This window comes from Rosistilla oblonga, assembly GCF_007751715.1.
Lineage (GTDB): Bacteria > Planctomycetota > Planctomycetia > Pirellulales > Pirellulaceae > Rosistilla > Rosistilla oblonga.
Genome location: NZ_CP036292.1, coordinates 5,422,077 through 5,437,207, shown reverse-complemented (window position 1 = coordinate 5,437,207; position 15,131 = coordinate 5,422,077). Strand labels below are relative to the sequence as shown.

At 59.6% G+C, this 15,131-nt stretch carries 15 protein-coding genes; 8 read left to right on the top strand and 7 right to left on the bottom strand.

The window, feature by feature from the left end; all coding sequences use genetic code 11:
• Window positions 1-80: 80 nt before the first annotated feature.
• Genes CA51_RS19240 through CA51_RS19230 form a run of 3 tightly spaced genes read right to left on the bottom strand, consistent with a single transcriptional unit; the run spans window position 81 to window position 3,252 of the window.
• The gene (locus CA51_RS19240; RefSeq protein WP_145122825.1) at window positions 81-1,061 is read right to left on the bottom strand and encodes an ABC transporter ATP-binding protein; all 981 of its coding nucleotides are present in this window, start codon (window positions 1,059-1,061) and stop codon (window positions 81-83) included.
• Entirely contained in the window at window positions 1,058-2,284 is a 1,227-nt protein-coding gene (locus CA51_RS19235; RefSeq protein WP_197451857.1) for an ABC transporter permease subunit, read from the bottom strand. Before CA51_RS19235 ends, CA51_RS19240 begins: the two co-directional genes overlap by 4 nt.
• Window positions 2,285-2,325: 41 nt before the next feature.
• Complete coding sequence (locus CA51_RS19230; RefSeq protein WP_145124253.1) at window positions 2,326-3,252, bottom strand: ABC transporter permease; 927 nt, start codon at window positions 3,250-3,252, stop codon at window positions 2,326-2,328.
• Window positions 3,253-3,579: 327 nt separating this feature from the next.
• On the opposite strand from CA51_RS19230, the gene CA51_RS19225 reads away from it, so the two are divergent.
• From CA51_RS19225 to CA51_RS19205, 5 genes are all read left to right on the top strand, one after another.
• Window positions 3,580-4,125 (top strand): PSP1 domain-containing protein, encoded by a 546-nt coding sequence (locus tag CA51_RS19225; RefSeq protein ID WP_231745784.1) that lies wholly within the window; start codon window positions 3,580-3,582, stop codon window positions 4,123-4,125.
• A 111-nt stretch (window positions 4,126-4,236) separates the two neighbouring features.
• On the top strand, window positions 4,237-4,836 hold the full coding sequence (locus CA51_RS19220; RefSeq protein ID WP_145122823.1) for an NfeD family protein: 600 nt from the start codon (window positions 4,237-4,239) through the stop codon (window positions 4,834-4,836).
• Between the two features lie 97 nt (window positions 4,837-4,933).
• Complete coding sequence (floA, locus tag CA51_RS19215) at window positions 4,934-6,028, top strand: flotillin-like protein FloA (RefSeq protein ID WP_145122822.1); 1,095 nt, start codon at window positions 4,934-4,936, stop codon at window positions 6,026-6,028.
• A 30-nt stretch (window positions 6,029-6,058) separates the two neighbouring features.
• Window positions 6,059-6,520 (top strand): hypothetical protein, encoded by a 462-nt coding sequence (locus tag CA51_RS19210; RefSeq protein ID WP_145122821.1) that lies wholly within the window; start codon window positions 6,059-6,061, stop codon window positions 6,518-6,520.
• A gap of 103 nt (window positions 6,521-6,623) precedes the next feature.
• Window positions 6,624-7,625, top strand: coding sequence for an AAA family ATPase (locus CA51_RS19205; protein ID WP_145122820.1), 1,002 nt, complete (start codon window positions 6,624-6,626; stop codon window positions 7,623-7,625).
• A 2-nt stretch (window positions 7,626-7,627) separates the two neighbouring features.
• Here CA51_RS19205 and CA51_RS19200 read toward each other — a convergent pair whose 3' ends face one another.
• The gene (locus CA51_RS19200) at window positions 7,628-9,226 is read right to left on the bottom strand and encodes a C25 family cysteine peptidase (RefSeq protein ID WP_145122819.1); all 1,599 of its coding nucleotides are present in this window, start codon (window positions 9,224-9,226) and stop codon (window positions 7,628-7,630) included.
• 258 nt (window positions 9,227-9,484) lie between these two features.
• On the opposite strand from CA51_RS19200, the gene CA51_RS19195 reads away from it, so the two are divergent.
• Entirely contained in the window at window positions 9,485-9,865 is a 381-nt protein-coding gene (locus CA51_RS19195; RefSeq protein WP_145122818.1) for a DUF3127 domain-containing protein, read from the top strand.
• Window positions 9,866-10,162: 297 nt separating this feature from the next.
• Here the strand turns inward: CA51_RS19195 and CA51_RS19190 are convergent, their stop codons facing one another.
• From CA51_RS19190 to dapA, 3 genes are all read right to left on the bottom strand, one after another.
• Window positions 10,163-10,888 (bottom strand): hypothetical protein, encoded by a 726-nt coding sequence (locus CA51_RS19190; RefSeq protein WP_145122817.1) that lies wholly within the window; start codon window positions 10,886-10,888, stop codon window positions 10,163-10,165.
• Between the two features lie 126 nt (window positions 10,889-11,014).
• Window positions 11,015-11,347 carry a hypothetical protein gene (locus tag CA51_RS19185; RefSeq protein ID WP_145122816.1) on the bottom strand — a complete coding sequence of 111 codons (333 nt, stop codon included), beginning with the start codon at window positions 11,345-11,347 and terminating at the stop codon, window positions 11,015-11,017.
• A 247-nt stretch (window positions 11,348-11,594) separates the two neighbouring features.
• Window positions 11,595-12,485: a 4-hydroxy-tetrahydrodipicolinate synthase gene (gene dapA, locus CA51_RS19180; protein ID WP_145122815.1), complete on the bottom strand. Its 891-nt coding sequence runs from the start codon at window positions 12,483-12,485 to the stop codon at window positions 11,595-11,597.
• 430 nt (window positions 12,486-12,915) lie between these two features.
• Between dapA and xseA the strand changes: the two genes are divergently transcribed.
• Together xseA and CA51_RS19170 are read left to right on the top strand one after the other, a co-directional pair.
• Complete coding sequence (gene xseA / locus CA51_RS19175) at window positions 12,916-14,148, top strand: exodeoxyribonuclease VII large subunit (protein WP_145122814.1); 1,233 nt, start codon at window positions 12,916-12,918, stop codon at window positions 14,146-14,148.
• Window positions 14,149-14,326: 178 nt separating this feature from the next.
• Window positions 14,327-14,896 carry a 2Fe-2S iron-sulfur cluster-binding protein gene (locus CA51_RS19170; RefSeq protein ID WP_145122813.1) on the top strand — a complete coding sequence of 190 codons (570 nt, stop codon included), beginning with the start codon at window positions 14,327-14,329 and terminating at the stop codon, window positions 14,894-14,896.
• The last annotated feature ends 235 nt before the right edge of the window (window positions 14,897-15,131 follow it).

Sequence of the window (15,131 nt, the reverse complement as noted above, 5' to 3'; positions counted from 1 at the left end):
CCCATGATAGCACGTTGTGGGGGGCGAAACGACTTTTTCGCTCGGCTGCATCGCCCCTCACCACCCTGCCGCTGGCTGCGTCAGCTGAGGTTTAAGTCGACAAAACAGGCCTTTTGCCGCTCTGCCGAAGTGTTCTCCAGGCGCGGATCCTCGCTCAAGCAGCGATCGATTTTGTGAGGGCAGCGGGGATGGAAGGCGCATCCGCTGGGCAGTTCGGCCAGGTGAGGCGGCTGCCCTTCGATCGCTTTCAGCAGTTCGCTGCCGTGTTGGTCCCAGCGTGGGATCGAATGCAGTAGACCTTGGGTGTAGGGATGTTGCGGGTTGGCGAACAGCTGATCGACGGGAGCCCTTTCGACGATCCGGCCCGCGTACATCACCAGCACGCGGTGGCAGATGTTGGCGACAACTCCCAGATCGTGCGTGATCATCACGATCGCGGTGTTGTGTTCACGCTGTAGTTTTTTCAGCAGATCCAGAATCTGCGCTTGGATCGTCACGTCGAGAGCCGTGGTCGGTTCGTCGGCGATCAAGATCTCGGGATTGCACGACAGCGCCATCGCGATCATCACGCGTTGCCGCATCCCGCCGCTGAACTGGTGCGGGTAATCGTGCAGTCGCTTTTCGGGAGCGCTGATTCCAACTTGGGTCAACATCTCGATCGCGTGTTCGGTTGCTTGGCGGCGATTCAAACCCAGGTGCAATCGCGTGACTTCGGTCAATTGATCTTCGACCGTCAGGAACGGATTCAGGGCTGTCATCGGATCTTGAAAGATCATCGCGATCCGACGGCCGCGGACTGCGCTCAATTGCTCCTGCGACATCGCCAACAGATCTTGGTTGTCGAACATCGCCCGGCCACTGGTGATCTTCCCCGGCGGCATCGGGATCAATCCCATCATCGCCAGATTCGTCACGCTTTTGCCCGAGCCCGATTCGCCCACGATCCCAACGGTCTCGCCCGCGGCGACATCAAACGACACGCCGCGAACCGCATCCAACATTCCGTCGTCGGTTCCGAAACCAACGCCCAGATTTTCGACAGACAATAACGGCTTGTTCATGATTGGTTCTTCATCCTTGGGTCCAACGCGTCGCGGAGTCCGTCGCCCAGGAAGTTCAACGCAAACAAGGTTCCCGCCAACGCACTACCGGGGAAGACGACCAACCACCATCGCGATTTCAGGGGCGTGATCGCTTGGACGCCATCGTTGACCAACAGCCCCCAGGAAACGTCTGGTGGTGAAACGCCTAGTCCCAGGAATGAGAGGAAGGCTTCAAACAACATCACCGCGGGGATCGTGAGCGTCAGGTAGACGATCACGATGCCCAACACATTGGGGACCAGATGGCGAAAGATAATCCGTTGCTGCGACGCGCCGACGGTTCGCGCTGCGTCGACAAATTGTTCGTGTTTCAGCGACAGCACCTGGCCGCGAACAACCCGTGACATCGTCAGCCAGTAGATCGCTCCGATCACGATGTAGAAGATCGTAATCTGGTCGATGCCAAACGACTGCAGCGATGCGGCGATCGATTCTTCGCTCAGGAAGGTCATCAGGAAGATCACCACGAAGATGAACGGCACCGAATACAGAACGTCGACGATCCGCATCATGATCGAATCGACGCGGCCGCCAAAGTAGCCCGACGTGGCACCGTAGGAGACGCCGATCACCAGGCTGACAATCGTGGCCACCACGCCGACAACCAACGACACCCGAGCGCCCCAGAACAGTCGCGCCAACATGTCGCGGCCGAGGTCGTCGGTGCCGCAGATGCTGGGGACGGCCCAGTCGCCGAAGATCGCGACTCGCAGCCGCGTCAGCTGCCAAGCCAGCGGATCCAATTGGTTCCACATCTGGCTGAACGGATGGGCGGTGGTGTTAAGTTGTTCCAGCTTGGCGGTCAACGCTTCGCGCTGTTCCGGATCGGTCGCGCTGTCGCGTTCGGCTTGCAAGGTCGCGATCGATTCGTTGACCCGCGCGACCTCGGCGGCCAAGCTGTTGTCGGTGAATTGCAGATCCTGCCGCTGTCCCATTCGATAGGACTGCAGGTTGGGAGCCATGCCGCGGCGATTGTCGAGGTCTTTATCGAGGGGACTTTGCAGCGGCAGGGCGGGCGTCAGGAAAGCGAGCACCGCCAGCGCTATCAAGAAATAGAGCGACAACATCGACGCGCGTCGCCGACGCAAGCGTCGCCAAGCATCCTGCCACAGCGAGACCCCTTGGATCCGCTGCGCATCGGCCAACAGCTGGCGGTAATGCTCCCGCTGCTGGTCGGTCATCTGTTCGGTTGCGATCTCAGGATCAGCCATCTTCTGTGAACCTACTCCAGCTTGACACGTGGATCGATGATCGAATACGACAGGTCGACCAGCGTATTCATCAAGAACAGCAGCGCTGTGTAAACCAAAACCAAGCCCATCGCCAACGAATAATCGCGTTGCAACGCCGCTTCGACAAAGTGGCTGCCCATTCCAGGGATCGCAAAAATCTGCTCCAGCACAATCGAACCGGTCAGCACGCGCGCTGCGGCGGGACCTAAATAAGAGACCACCGGCAGCAACGCTCCGCGCAACGCATGTTTGCCGATCACCTTGTACATCGGCAGCCCCTTCGCTTTGGCTGTGCGGATGTAGTCCTGCCCGATCGTCTCCAGCAAACCCGCTCGCGTCAGTCGAGCGATATAAGCGGCGACCGGCGCACCCAGGCAGAGCGCGGGCAAGACCAGATGCCATGCGCTGCCCCAGCCGGCTGTTGGGAACAGATTTAATCCGAACACAAATACGATGATCAGGATGCTGGCGAGGACAAAGTTGGGGATCGCAATTCCTAGCGTCGCCAGGATCATCAGCGTCAGGTCGCCGAGCGATCCCGGTTTCAGAGCGCTAACGACGCCCGCGGTGACACCCAGCAGCAGCGCGAAGGAAAGCGCCAGGATCGCCAGCGAAGCGGAGATCGGAAAACCTTGGGCGATGACTTCGTTGACCGAAAAGTCTTCCAGGCGGAAGCTGGGGCCAAAGTCGCCGGTCAGGTCGCGGCCCAGTTCGCGGAAGTACTGCGTCGGCAGCGGATCGTTTAATCCGTACCGCGCTTCGATGTTGCGTTTGATCGCCTCGGGAACGTTTTTCTCGCTGCTGAACGGCCCACCGGGCACGAACCGCATCAGGAAGAACGAGACCGTAAATACGATCCACAGCGTCAGCAGCATCCAGCCGAGTCGACGTATCAGAAAGGTGATCAGATCCTGCACGACAGTTTTCTCATGGAGGCAACAACCCGTTGGCCGCGGCGGCGCTGCCAGCGACGTGCTGAAATCGTACAGGACCAGACGCTGCAAGCCCACCCTGGTTTGTGCGGTTCGCCGCGACGCGTTTCCAGCGACGCGGTCGTTGCCTTGCGGCCAGCGAGGCTGCGACGGATCGCCTCGCCCCGACCGAGAACCGTTCACCCCGCGGGTTGCACTCGGCTCTGAATCCCGAGAAAATGGACTAGCAAAGCGGGCGCGAAGCGATGGAGCTGCGCTTGCGGCGACCGTCGACGACGGGCTTTCCAAATTCCACCAACGGATTCATCCGACTTGATCAGCCATTATCTGGTTCGCACAGGTGCCTGGGGCGACATTTCACAGCATCGGCCCGTCGATGGCGGCAGCTATCGACGCGGCGACCGCGTGATCTGCGAAACCTCGCGCGGTTTGGAAATCGGCGAGGTGGTTGCCGATGTCGACGCCGAGGCCAGTGGCGGCCGAATCCTGCGACGGATGACCGATCAGGACGAATTGCTGCAACAGCGATTAGAGCGATACAAGCGGAAAGCGGTCCAAGAGTGTCGCGATAAATTGGTCGCGGCGAAAATCGACGCCGTTTTGTTGGAAGTCGAACAGTTGTTTGACGGCCGTACGCTGTACTTCCATTTTTTGGGCGAAACCGACTCCGATGTCGAAGCGATCACCAATGAACTGGCCGACGCTTACGAACAACATGTGCGCAGCCGCCATTTTGCCAAGCTGCTGCGCGAGGGTTGCGGTCCCGATTGTGGGACCAAAGAGGGAGGCGGTTGCTCCGGCGGATGCGCGGTCTGTGTCGTCGCATCGGCGTGCAGTTCGACTGCCAAAAAATCTTAAGGCGTTGCCTCCGGCGGCACCCGTTCGCCAAGCACCTTCCCGCGGGGCTGGGCGAGCCTTGGTGTGATTGCCCTCATTTGGTGAAAATCTATTGCGAATTGAGTGGATCTGATGGATGGCCCTTTGTTTTGGTCCTTCGCGTTGTTAGCGGCGGGATTGTTGTTGATCATCGTCGAATTTTTTGTTCCCAGCGGTGGCGTTCTGGCGATCGCCAGCGGTCTGACGCTGGTCGGTAGCATCGTCGTTGGATTTTCCGTCAGCCCGCGATGGGGCATGATCATGGTCGTCTTGGTTGCGGTGATCGTGCCAGTCGTCCTTGGGATGACGGTGCGGTTATGGCCGCGGACGCCGATGGGACGCAGCATTATGGCTCGCCAGCCGGGAGACCCTCTGCCCGATGTGCTGCCCGACGACGACTTCCATCGCAAGATTAAATCGCTGCAAGGTCGCGTGGGAGTGGCTGCCAGCGACATGTTGCCCAACGGAACGATTAAAATCGATGGAGAGAAGTTCGATGCGGTCAGTTCCGGCGGAGTGATCGATCGCGGGCAGAATGTCGAAGTCTTTCGCGTCGATTCGGGCAAACTGCACGTCCGCGCGACATCGCGACCGGTCGAAGAAAACCGAGGTCGGATCGAGCCGCCCGGGTCGCCGTTGGATCAACCGATCGAACAGTTGGGAATCGACAGTTTAGAAGATCCATTGGCGTAACATCCATTGGCACAAACGCCGCGATCGCTTGACTTTACCGCGGTCGTGGGGTAACACCTGAACCATAGAATTAATTGCTTCAAGTAAGGATCACACCATGGCGGCGTTGAATTCACTGATGTTGTTGGCTCAGGGCAAAGACGCAAACGTCCTTTGGCTAGCGGTCATCGTTGTAATGGTCATCGGAATGATGGTCTTTGCGATGGTCTTCTTTAGTTATTTTGGGCTGTGGATTCAGTCGCTTTTGACTGGCGCGAAGGTCACGTTAGGCGACCTCTTGGGGATGACGTTTCGTAACGTCAACGCGCGGACGATCGTGCGTGGCAAGATCATGTCGACGCAGGCTGGCATCGAAGATCCCGAACTGACCAGCAAAGCCTTGGAAGCCCACTACCTGGCTGGTGGCAACGTGCCGCAAGTGATCCGCGCCTTGATCGCCGCCAAAAAGGCGAAGACGATCAGTCTGACTTTTCGCGAGGCGACCGCGATCGATCTAGCCGGCCGCGATGTGCTCGAATCGGTGCAGACGAGCGTCTATCCAAAAGTCATCGATTGCCCGCCGCGAGGATCGGTTAAACCTTCGTTAGACGCAGTCGCCAAGGACGGGATTCAGTTGAAGGTCAAAGCTCGCGTCACGGTGCGTGCAAATCTGCAGCAATTGATCGGTGGTGCGACCGAAGAAACGATCATCGCTCGCGTCGGCGAAGGAATCGTTAGCGCGATCGGTAGCGCCGACGGGCATAAGAATGTGCTCGAGAATCCCGACCTGATCTCCAAGTGGGTTTTGTCGAAGCGATTGGATTCGCAAACCGCATTTGAAATCGTGTCGATCGATATCGCCGACATCGATGTTGGAGTCAACGTCGGTGCTCGCTTGCAGGCTGACCAAGCCGAAGCCGACACGCGAGTCGCTCGCGCTCGGGCGGAAGGACGCCGTGCGATGGCGGTGGCGGAAGAGCAGGAGAAGTTGGCGGAGATCGAAAACAGCCAAGCGATGTTGGTCGCCGCTCAAGCCGAGGTGCCGTTGGCGATGGCCGAAGCGTTCCGCAGCGGCAAGCTGGGGATTCTCGACTACTACAAACTGCAGAACATCAACGCCGATACCGACATGCGGAAAGCGATCTCGCGATCGACACGCGACGCCAGCGAATTGGCGATCCAGAAACAGCAACGAGCTCAGGCCCAGAGCTAACCCACGTCACGCGAACCCCCGAGCTGAATCATGTCCGACGACATCGAAGCGTTTCTGCGCCGCGCCGCCCAACGCCGCAAGGAACAAGCGGCCCGCAAGGCAGCGCCGGCTGCCAAGCCGCGTCCGCAGTACACCGACAGTCGCGCCGAGCGGAAGATCCGAGAGCAGCAAGTCGAAGAGATCGTAGAGCCGGAGATCATCGAGGAGGCTGATGGGTTCAGCCAGTTGTCGAGCCGCCATTTGCAGGCCGAGCATTTTGCCGGTAGCGTTGGCCAGGCCGACGACAAGATGGATGCTCACATCCAACAGGTGTTCGACCATCAGGTCAGCAAGTTGGCGAGCGAACCGGCCGACGTGTCGTCGCAATCGCAGGCGCTAGCCGACGGTGAAATCGCCAAGGCGTTGATCGACATGCTGCAAACATCAAACGGGGTGCAGCAAGCGTTTTTGCTTCGCGAGATCATCGAACGCCCGACGCATCGCTGGGACTGAACCCGCCGAGCGTGGATCACTGCATCAATCATCCAGCGACGCGGCGTTCGACCGCCCGGCTCGGAAACCCTTCTTTTCGCCCCGTCACCAGGAACGATGTCGCATGAGCACTTTGGCAGATTCGATGCAACAACAGGCCGAAGAATTTCAACAGCGGTACGCCGCGGTGCGAGAACAGATCGGCCGCGTAATCGTGGGACACGACGACATCGTGCACGGCGTGTTGACGTCGATGCTGATCGGCGGGCACTGCTTGTTGGAAGGCGTCCCCGGGTTGGGCAAGACGATGTTGGTGCGAACGCTTGCCGAAACGTTGGACCTGCAGTTCAGCCGAATCCAGTTCACTCCCGACCTGATGCCCGCCGATATCCTGGGCACCAACATGATCGTCGAACGCGACGGGCAGAAGAATTTCGAGTTCCAACGCGGGCCGATCTTCACGCAGATCCTGCTGGCCGACGAGATCAACCGCGCCACGCCGAAGACTCAGTCGGCGTTGTTGGAAACGATGCAGGAGGGAACCGTGACCGCCGGCGGGACGCGGTACACGATGGACAAGCCTTATTTTGTGCTGGCCACGCAAAACCCGATCGAACAGGAAGGGACCTATCCGCTGCCCGAAGCTCAGCTGGACCGGTTTATGTTCAAGTTAGTCGTCGGGTACAGTTCCCGCGAGCAATTGGCGACGATCATCGCGCGAACGACCAGCGGCGAAACGGTCCAACCGACCAAGGTGATGGATGGAGCGGAGATCGTTCGCTGGCAGCATCTGGTTCGCGAGGTGATCCTGGCGTCGCACGTTCAGGATTACATCGTTCGCTTGGTCCTGGCGACACATCCCGATGGCCCGCTGGCGACGCCGATCACGAACCAATACGTTCGCTGGGGCAGCAGCCCGCGTGGGGCGCAGACGCTGGCATTGGCCGCCAAGGTGAGAGCCCTCTTGGAAGGACGGTTTAACGTTAGCTTTGAAGATGTGCGGCGAGTCTATCTGCCGGCGATGCGACACCGCGTGTTGTTGAACTTCGAAGCGCAGGCCGAAGGTATCGAGCCGGATCGCGTGCTGTTGGAGATCTTGGAAAAGGTCGCCGAAAAGGCAGACTGATCCTATCGCGTCGCAGCGGCTTGGGCCGCGGGCGTCTGACGCTTTGGCAGATCGATCAAGATCCGATCGGTCCCCAGCGAATAGCGATCGGCCGATTCGATTCGGGCCAATACCAAAGAGCTTTTGGTCAGCGTGGCTGGCAGCGCCAACTCGACTGCAAATTCTCCCGGTTCGACTTCGCATACTGTCCGTTCTAGCAGCGAATCGCTTGCCGCGCGGTGCCGATCCGCTTCGCTTAGATCCCGCAGTGTGTCGCGACTCGGTTCGCCTCGGCGATGCAGTTCCAGCGTCAGTTTGCCGCCGTGCGGCGCGGTTCCCTTGACGGTGATCTGCGATCCCGGTGACGCGCTGACGGGACATTCAAGCGACACCGACTCGGGGTGAGCCAGCTGCATTAAAGGATCGCCAAGCAGGTTGTACAGTTGAGTATGCTCGCTGCGTTCCTGGGGCAGCCGATCCGAGGTCGGGCTGATCATGGCCGCCATCGCGTCGAGCATGCTTGGCGCGGCGGCGTCGGCTTGGGCGGGATCGCGCGTCGCGCGTTGGACCGTTTCCAGCCAGACCTCTCCCAGCGTGTCGGGCTGCGATTCAAACCATGACTGGATCATCGAGGTCGCGATGATCGCGTTGCCGTAGGGGAGCGTCATCCGCGATCCGGCAAAGACCGCGATCGGGCCTCCCGGTTCCAACAACATCTGCTCCGCCAAGCAATCGTCTTTGGCGTCGAAGGCGCCGGTGTAACAGGCCAACAGGAGTGCGATCGGCGATCGTTCCGCGGGGCGCTTCAATTGCCCAACGGTCGTGGCGTCTAAGATCGGCGTCCCCGCAGCGGTCGCCGGAACGCGGTCCAGCTGCGTTACGTGGCCGTGCCCGGCGTAGACCCAAAACAGGCCGCCGCCATTAAAGCCGTCGATCACGGTCCGGCAAAAATTCTTCGCGCCGGGAAAAAACGGGCTGGTCGGACTCGCATAGGTGACGCGTGTTTGCATGCTGGCCGGCAGTTGCGACGTCAGGATCCCGCGGACAACCGATTCCATCGCCGCATCGATCAGCAGGCCAAATCCGCCGACCCCCGCACACAGGTCGACTTGATGTCGCCACGGACCATATTGTCGGCTCGCTTCATAGCGTTTCAGTCGATCGACAAACGCGGCGATCTGATCGGGGCGAGCTGCCGGGATCCTGCCGACGGGGACGTCCATCGCGCCGTCGCCGTCGAGGTCGCCGTAGGGGCTGTCGGTTGCCAGGGTCGGCAGCGAACCGAGCGAGGCGGCGACGGGGCTGGGCAGGTGGTGGGTGGGAACATGCTGGCGAGGATCGACCGGCCAGCGAGGGCCTTGGATTCGGCAGTCGCCAAAAATCACGATCGCTTCGGGACGGATATTGCTGGTGGCGACAGCGGCTTGCAGGTCGGCGACCAGATCGCCCGCCATCGGTTTGCTGTCGAGCACGTGGACCGAAATCCCTTGGCTCTGCCGGTATTCGACCCACGGCGCGATCGCCGGCCGGAGATCGGTCGCGCAGACGACTAGGACGTCGCGGGCGGTGGCGGTCGAAACAAGCGTCAGCGCGAGCAGTCCCAGGAGCGTTCGCAAGAGCATGTTTTGCCTTTATCGAAGAGTTATCGGTTGGGGGATTCGCTCGCCGGGGGGCGAGTAAACATTGCCTGAGCCGTGTAATGAGCAAGCAACGCCTAATCGATCTTAGCGGCTCGCATTTGCCAAAGTAAAGAGACTTCTCGGCGGGGGACGCGGCCGCAACCGGTTCAAATCGGCTGAGAAAATCGCTACGATAACAGGAAGCGTCAGTGTTACTGAGCGCGTTGAAGATTTCGCAACGTCCGTGATGGAAGCCGTGTTATGAGTGAAGCAAAAGTAAAAGGCATTGTCCACCTAGTCGAGGAAACCAAGACGTACGGAGCCAAGGGGTTCCGCAAGCGGATGGTGGTACTGAGCCAAGATTTCGGCAGCTTTACGAACTACGTGCCTCTGGAGTTCACTCGCGACAATTGCGAATTGGCCAACGATCTGAACGTCGGTGACGAGATCGAAGTCAATTATCGTTTGAACGGTCGCAAGTGGCAAAAGGACGCCAACAGCGAAGTGAAGTACTTCCTGAGCGCCGAAGCGATGGGCTTCAAAGCGGTTGGTAGCGCTCCGCCAGCGGGCGGCGGAAATGCTGCATCGGCCAACGATGCCTTCTCCGAAGTCTCGTACGACGAAGGCGACGTGCCGTTCTAATCGCTTCGCCGGCAAGCTCGCGGCGACCACTTCTGTAACGAAGTTACTTCTCTGAAGAAGCCGCTCTGTGGAGACGACACTTTCGTGGCGTCGTCTATCAAGCACGAGAGCAGGCAACCGTACAGACGCCGTGGCGTCGTCTATTAAGAACAACAGGCAGTGGCTGTGGCAACGACGCTCTGATGCGTCATTTTAAAACAAGTAAGAAATGCCAGCTGTGGCGACGACACTTTGTGCCGTCGCCTCTTTTTTTGCTCGAGCCGCTGGCGGCTCGCCGGCCGCCCCGTGCGACTTCGATTAGTGCGAGTCGTTGCCGATCTTAACTTTGATCGATCCGAGGGCTTGGGTCAGCAGCCGTTCTTTGTTGCCGACAAACAGGACGTTATCGAGCACGATCGCGCGGGATTCGCCAGCGGGATGCAGGATCAGGCGTCCGGCTCCCAACAGGATGAACTCGAACACATCGTTGATCTCCTTGTCGACTCTCAACTGTGGTGCTGGGTATCGCTTTAGATCGCTCAAGATGCCGTGGTGGTGCAGCAGTTCGTTGTTGGACAGTTCCCAGTAGTTCATCCGCACGCTGACGAAGACGGCGATAAACATCAGCAACATCCCGATGCTAACGCAGCCGAAGAAGGTCGAATTGGCTGCCGGTCGCAGCGCCATCACCCAGCTTTCAACCGCCGGCAGCAGGTCGGGTTTCATGCTGACCGCCATCCAGCCGCCGAGGGCCGCGGTGGTGAGGATAAAGATCAGCGTCAGCGAGGTTGCGCGTGGGAAATCGAAGACGATCACAAACGTGTTCAAAGCGAGCACGCCAAGGAAGATGCCGGTCATCATCACCGGCAGCGAATCGTCTGGTTCGACGGTGCTGTAGCCCTTGATTGCCAAGATCGCCCAGGCCAACAGGGAGATCAGCAGCGTGGGGTACATGAAGATGAACTTCGGAAACGGGATTAAGTAGATCCTTTGCGCCTTCTTCGGTTCGGTAGGCTGCTCGCTGTTCGTCTGGTCGTCGCTCATGCGGATCTTCCTTTTCGATGGTGGGGCCCAGGGCTCTAGCAACAGTTCGCCGCAGCGAACCATTTCTTGGGTTCATTGGCGATTAATGTAGCTTGCCTGCGTCGACCACTCAATCGTAGGGCGTCGCTACACCATGGCGGGTTCGTCGGTGTACAGTTCCAACAACTGGCTTTGCACTTTGATTGCCCGCAACAGCGTCCAGATCTGGTCGGGTTCAAACTTGACGGGACCATCGCCCGCCAACTGTTCGAGTTCGTCGGTCATCGCAGCGTGTTGGTCCGCGGCGGCTTGAAGGCGGAAGCTGGCGCTGTGCCAATGGCGGAGCAGGGTCTGGTCGTCAGTCAGTTCGTCCGCATCGCTGACCCCGTTCAAGATCAGGAGGGCGAGTTGCGCGACGCTCTGAGGCGTGAGTTCCGGCTGTAGTGCGAGCAGCCGTTTGGCCAATTCGTGACAAGTCATCTTGTAATCCGAGCTGAGTAGTGAGTGCGCCCATGATCCGCGGAGCCGATCGACGTCGCATCGTTTGATGTGACTCCAGGTTCCACGCAAAATCCTACGATAGGGAAAACTCGGCGGGCGGCGTGTCAACCAAAAAACAGGCTTTAGTCGACGCGGCGGCGCAACACCTCAACACATGATGCTCCGATGCAACACCCTGCGTTAAACAGGGGGGGCATAAACCACCAATAGCTCGCTCGGCGGACCCTTAGAGGAGTCCGTAGGCGGTCAGCGTCTGCACCAATTGGGATTCCGACGCAGGATCCAAGGGGGTCATCGGCAACCGCATCTCGCCCGAATCGCGACCCAACAGCCGCATCGCCGCCTTCAACGGAATCGGGTTGGTCGCCAGTCCGAGCATGTTCTTGCAGAGTGGGAACAATTGGTGGTGCAACCGCAACGCCTCTTCTGCCGAACCGTTGGCGAACGCTTCGACCATCGCTCGCATGTCTTTGGGGACGATATTTCCAGCGACCGAAACGACGCCTTCGGCACCCACGGCCAGCATCGGCAGGGTCAGGCTGTCGTCGCCGCTGAGGACTGTCAGGTTGGTCTGGTTAAGAATTTGCGAGCACATGTCCAGGGAGCCGGTGGCTTCCTTGACCATCGTGATTCCGGGCAGTTCGCCCAGTCGCGCGATCGTTTCGGCTTCGATCACCTTGCCGGTGCGGCCGGGGATGTTGTAGACGCAGACCGGAATCGAGACGGCTTCGGCAACCGCCTTGAAGTGCTGGTAGAAACCTTCCTGCATCGGCTTGTTGTAATAAGGAGCGACTTGCAGCGTCGCGTCGGCACCTTCGCGTTCGGCTCGCTGAGTCAATCGCAGGGCTTCGGCGGTGCTGTTGCTGCCCGTTCCCGCCATCACTTTGCAGCGACCGGCGACCGCTTGGATCACTTCGCTGATCACACGTTCGTGCTCGTCGTGCGTGAGCGTCGGCGATTCACCGGTGGTCCCGACGGGGACAATACAGTTGGTGCCGGCATCGATCTGGAATTCGATCTGGTTTCGCAGCAGCGAATAATCGACCTCGCCGTCGCGGAACGGGGTCACGATCGCTACCGATAGCCCTGCGTAATCGGAACCTTTGCGTTGAGTCATCTTGCGCGTCAATCCTAAGCTTATAACCGAGTGTTTGTATCGATCTCGTTGCGGTGAGCAATCTTCAGAAGTCCAGTCTTCTACCACAGCAGGATAAAGCAACCCAGCCGCGACGTCCAAGGGGCCCCAGGCGGGCATCGATCCTTCTGCGGCTGACCGACCGTCGCCGCGATTCGGCGCCAGCGGCCCCGCCGTGGAATTCAACAAGACACGCTCGGCCGTCGGCGGTTCGTCGCTGCATCGCAGATTTCCTTATTCGCTCACCCCTCGGCACCGCCCTTCCCCACGGAAACCGCCCGTCGCGATTGACTCTTTTCGGTCGCTGTCATAGCCTGCGGGCAGGTCCGGCCCGGGCATTCGCTGGGTGAAAGCCGGGCGGAAGTTTGGCAAAAGCCAGGCAAAGTAGCAATTTCCCCGTTTGAGCGAACCGTTGAGCACATCGAATTCGAGCACGCCGACCGCCAAGCCGACTGCCCTGTCGGTGACTCAGTTGAACAATCAGGTCAAGCAGACGCTGGAGGGGCAGTTCCGCAACATCTGGGTCGCCGGCGAGATCACCGATATCGCGCGGCCTCACAGTGGCCACGTCTATCTGACGCTGAAGGACCAGAAGAGTCAGGTGCGTGGCGTGATCTGGCGAAGCGCTGCCGAACGGTTGCGATTCGATCTGCAGGATGGCCAGTCGGTCCTGTGCCAGGGCGATGTCGATGTGTACGGCGCTCGCGGGACGTACCAGTTGGTGATCCGGCGAGTCGAGCTGCGCGGCGTCGGCGACTTGCAATATGCGCTCCGCCAGTTGCAGCAGAAGCTGCAAGCCGAAGGGCTGTTCGATCCGGCGCGGAAGCGGCCGCTGCCACGCTTCCCGCGGCGAATCGGTTTGGTGACCAGTCCGACGAGCGCGGCGGTGCACGATTTTCTGGAGGTCGCTCAGCGGCGTTGGCCCGATCTGAACGTGCTGATTATTCCGACCAAGGTGCAGGGGGCCGAAGCGGCCGGGGAGATCGTCGCCGGGATCGATGCCGCGCATCGGATCGATCCGCCGTTGGATGTCCTGGTTGTCGCTCGCGGCGGCGGCAGCGTCGAAGACTTGTGGTGCTTCAACGACGAACGCGTCGTCCGCGCGATCGTCGCGTCGAAGATCCCGCTGGTCTCGGCGATCGGTCATGAAATCGATGTCACGTTGAGCGACTTGGCCAGCGACCGGCGGGCGCTGACTCCTTCGGAAGCTGGCGAATTGGTCGTCCGGTCTCGCGACGACCTCTCCGCTGAATTAACAAAACTCGCCGACGATCTGAGGGTGCGGATCTTTCAAAAGCACGCCAATCAACAGGCCCAGTTGGAACAGCTGTCGCGTCGGCCTGCCTTCACTCGCCCCTTCGATCGCATCACGCAACAGGCGCTCTGGTTCGATGAGGCGGAAATGCGATTCAATCGCGGCATTCAACAGGTTGTGACCAAGATGCGGCAACAACTCGCTTCGGCTGCCGAACTGTTGGATGCTGTTGGTCCGTTGAAGGTCCTCGCCCGCGGCTACAGCGTCACGCAAACCGCCGACTCGGGCAAACTGGTCCAGTCGATCGACCAGTTGGAGGTGGGGCAGTCGATTCAGACGGTTCTCGCCGACGGCAAGGTCCGCAGTACAGTTGACGCTATTGTGGAATAGGGCGATTGGCCATAGGTGTTGGTTCGGGGGCTTGTAAGCCTCGTGCCTCTAGGTTTCTCACGCGTTAAAGGCGTCATAACGTGCAGCAATCGCAATCGCGGCTTGCATTCGTGCCGTCGCAACCAAGAATAGAGAGTACCACCCTCTAGGAAACTTGTCGGTCAGGAAACCTCTTCTAATGCCCATCGTCACTTTCGGCGGCGTCCAAATCGAATGTGAGCTAGGGGCCAATCTGCGCCGTGTTCTCTTAAACGCCAAACTGCCGCTGTACAATCCGGTCGCGCGGGTCACGAATTGCCGAGGGCTTGGCGCTTGTGGTACCTGCGCTGTGAAGCTGCGTGGTAGCGCGTCGTGGCCAACGAAGATCGAAGCTGCTCGTTTGCGCTTGCCGCCTCATACCGCTGAAGCCGGCTTGCGATTGGCCTGCAAAGTTCTGGTGCATGGCGATCTCGATGTGGAAAAGTTTGGCGGCGTTTGGGGGCAGGATCTAAATCGTCCCGTCAGGTTGGGCGAGCCGCGCAGTTGTCCGCCACCGTGCCTGCCCGTGGCACCGAAGGTCTTCGAACCCGCGGTCCCATCGATTCAGTTTCGGTCGAGCCGTTCGGTGATCCGGTCGTTGCATGTCGCTTCGGGCCGCAGGCCTGCGTCCCCTCGTCGTCATCGCGCCGCGATGTCCGAACCCGCTCGAGTCACTCGGGCCAAGCTGGTGCAATTGGTCCGCGAGCGCGAGCCGGTCGGAACCTTTTAGAAGGCAATCGATTGGTCCTTGGTTTGTCCGCAGGGCAAATCGCTAATCAAAACCGAACCGTCCACTGGAAACGGTAACCCGGCGCGTGAGCGAGCGATCTATCTTCTGACTCTCTCTTACGCGTCGGGTTACCAGAATTGCCCGGCGGCTGGTTCAGGTTTGCGTTTGAGTTTGTCCGTTGGCAAGCTGGTTGCGGCAGGGTGAAAATTGCTAGAATGAGGCACCTTTGTGTCGA

Coding starts and splice junctions, on each gene's coding strand:
- CA51_RS19195 (WP_145122818.1), top strand. CDS start 9,485: ATGAGTGAAGCAAAAGTAAAAGGCATTGTCCACCTAGTCGAGGAAACC.
- CA51_RS19235 (WP_197451857.1), bottom strand. CDS start 2,284: ATGACCGACCAGCAGCGGGAGCATTACCGCCAGCTGTTGGCCGATGCG.
- dapA (WP_145122815.1), bottom strand. CDS start 12,485: ATGACTCAACGCAAAGGTTCCGATTACGCAGGGCTATCGGTAGCGATC.
- CA51_RS19220 (WP_145122823.1), top strand. CDS start 4,237: ATGGATGGCCCTTTGTTTTGGTCCTTCGCGTTGTTAGCGGCGGGATTG.
- CA51_RS19205 (WP_145122820.1), top strand. CDS start 6,624: ATGAGCACTTTGGCAGATTCGATGCAACAACAGGCCGAAGAATTTCAA.
- floA (WP_145122822.1), top strand. CDS start 4,934: ATGGCGGCGTTGAATTCACTGATGTTGTTGGCTCAGGGCAAAGACGCA.
- CA51_RS19240 (WP_145122825.1), bottom strand. CDS start 1,061: ATGAACAAGCCGTTATTGTCTGTCGAAAATCTGGGCGTTGGTTTCGGA.
- CA51_RS19200 (WP_145122819.1), bottom strand. CDS start 9,226: ATGCTCTTGCGAACGCTCCTGGGACTGCTCGCGCTGACGCTTGTTTCG.
- CA51_RS19185 (WP_145122816.1), bottom strand. CDS start 11,347: ATGACTTGTCACGAATTGGCCAAACGGCTGCTCGCACTACAGCCGGAA.
- CA51_RS19210 (WP_145122821.1), top strand. CDS start 6,059: ATGTCCGACGACATCGAAGCGTTTCTGCGCCGCGCCGCCCAACGCCGC.
- CA51_RS19190 (WP_145122817.1), bottom strand. CDS start 10,888: ATGAGCGACGACCAGACGAACAGCGAGCAGCCTACCGAACCGAAGAAG.
- CA51_RS19170 (WP_145122813.1), top strand. CDS start 14,327: ATGCCCATCGTCACTTTCGGCGGCGTCCAAATCGAATGTGAGCTAGGG.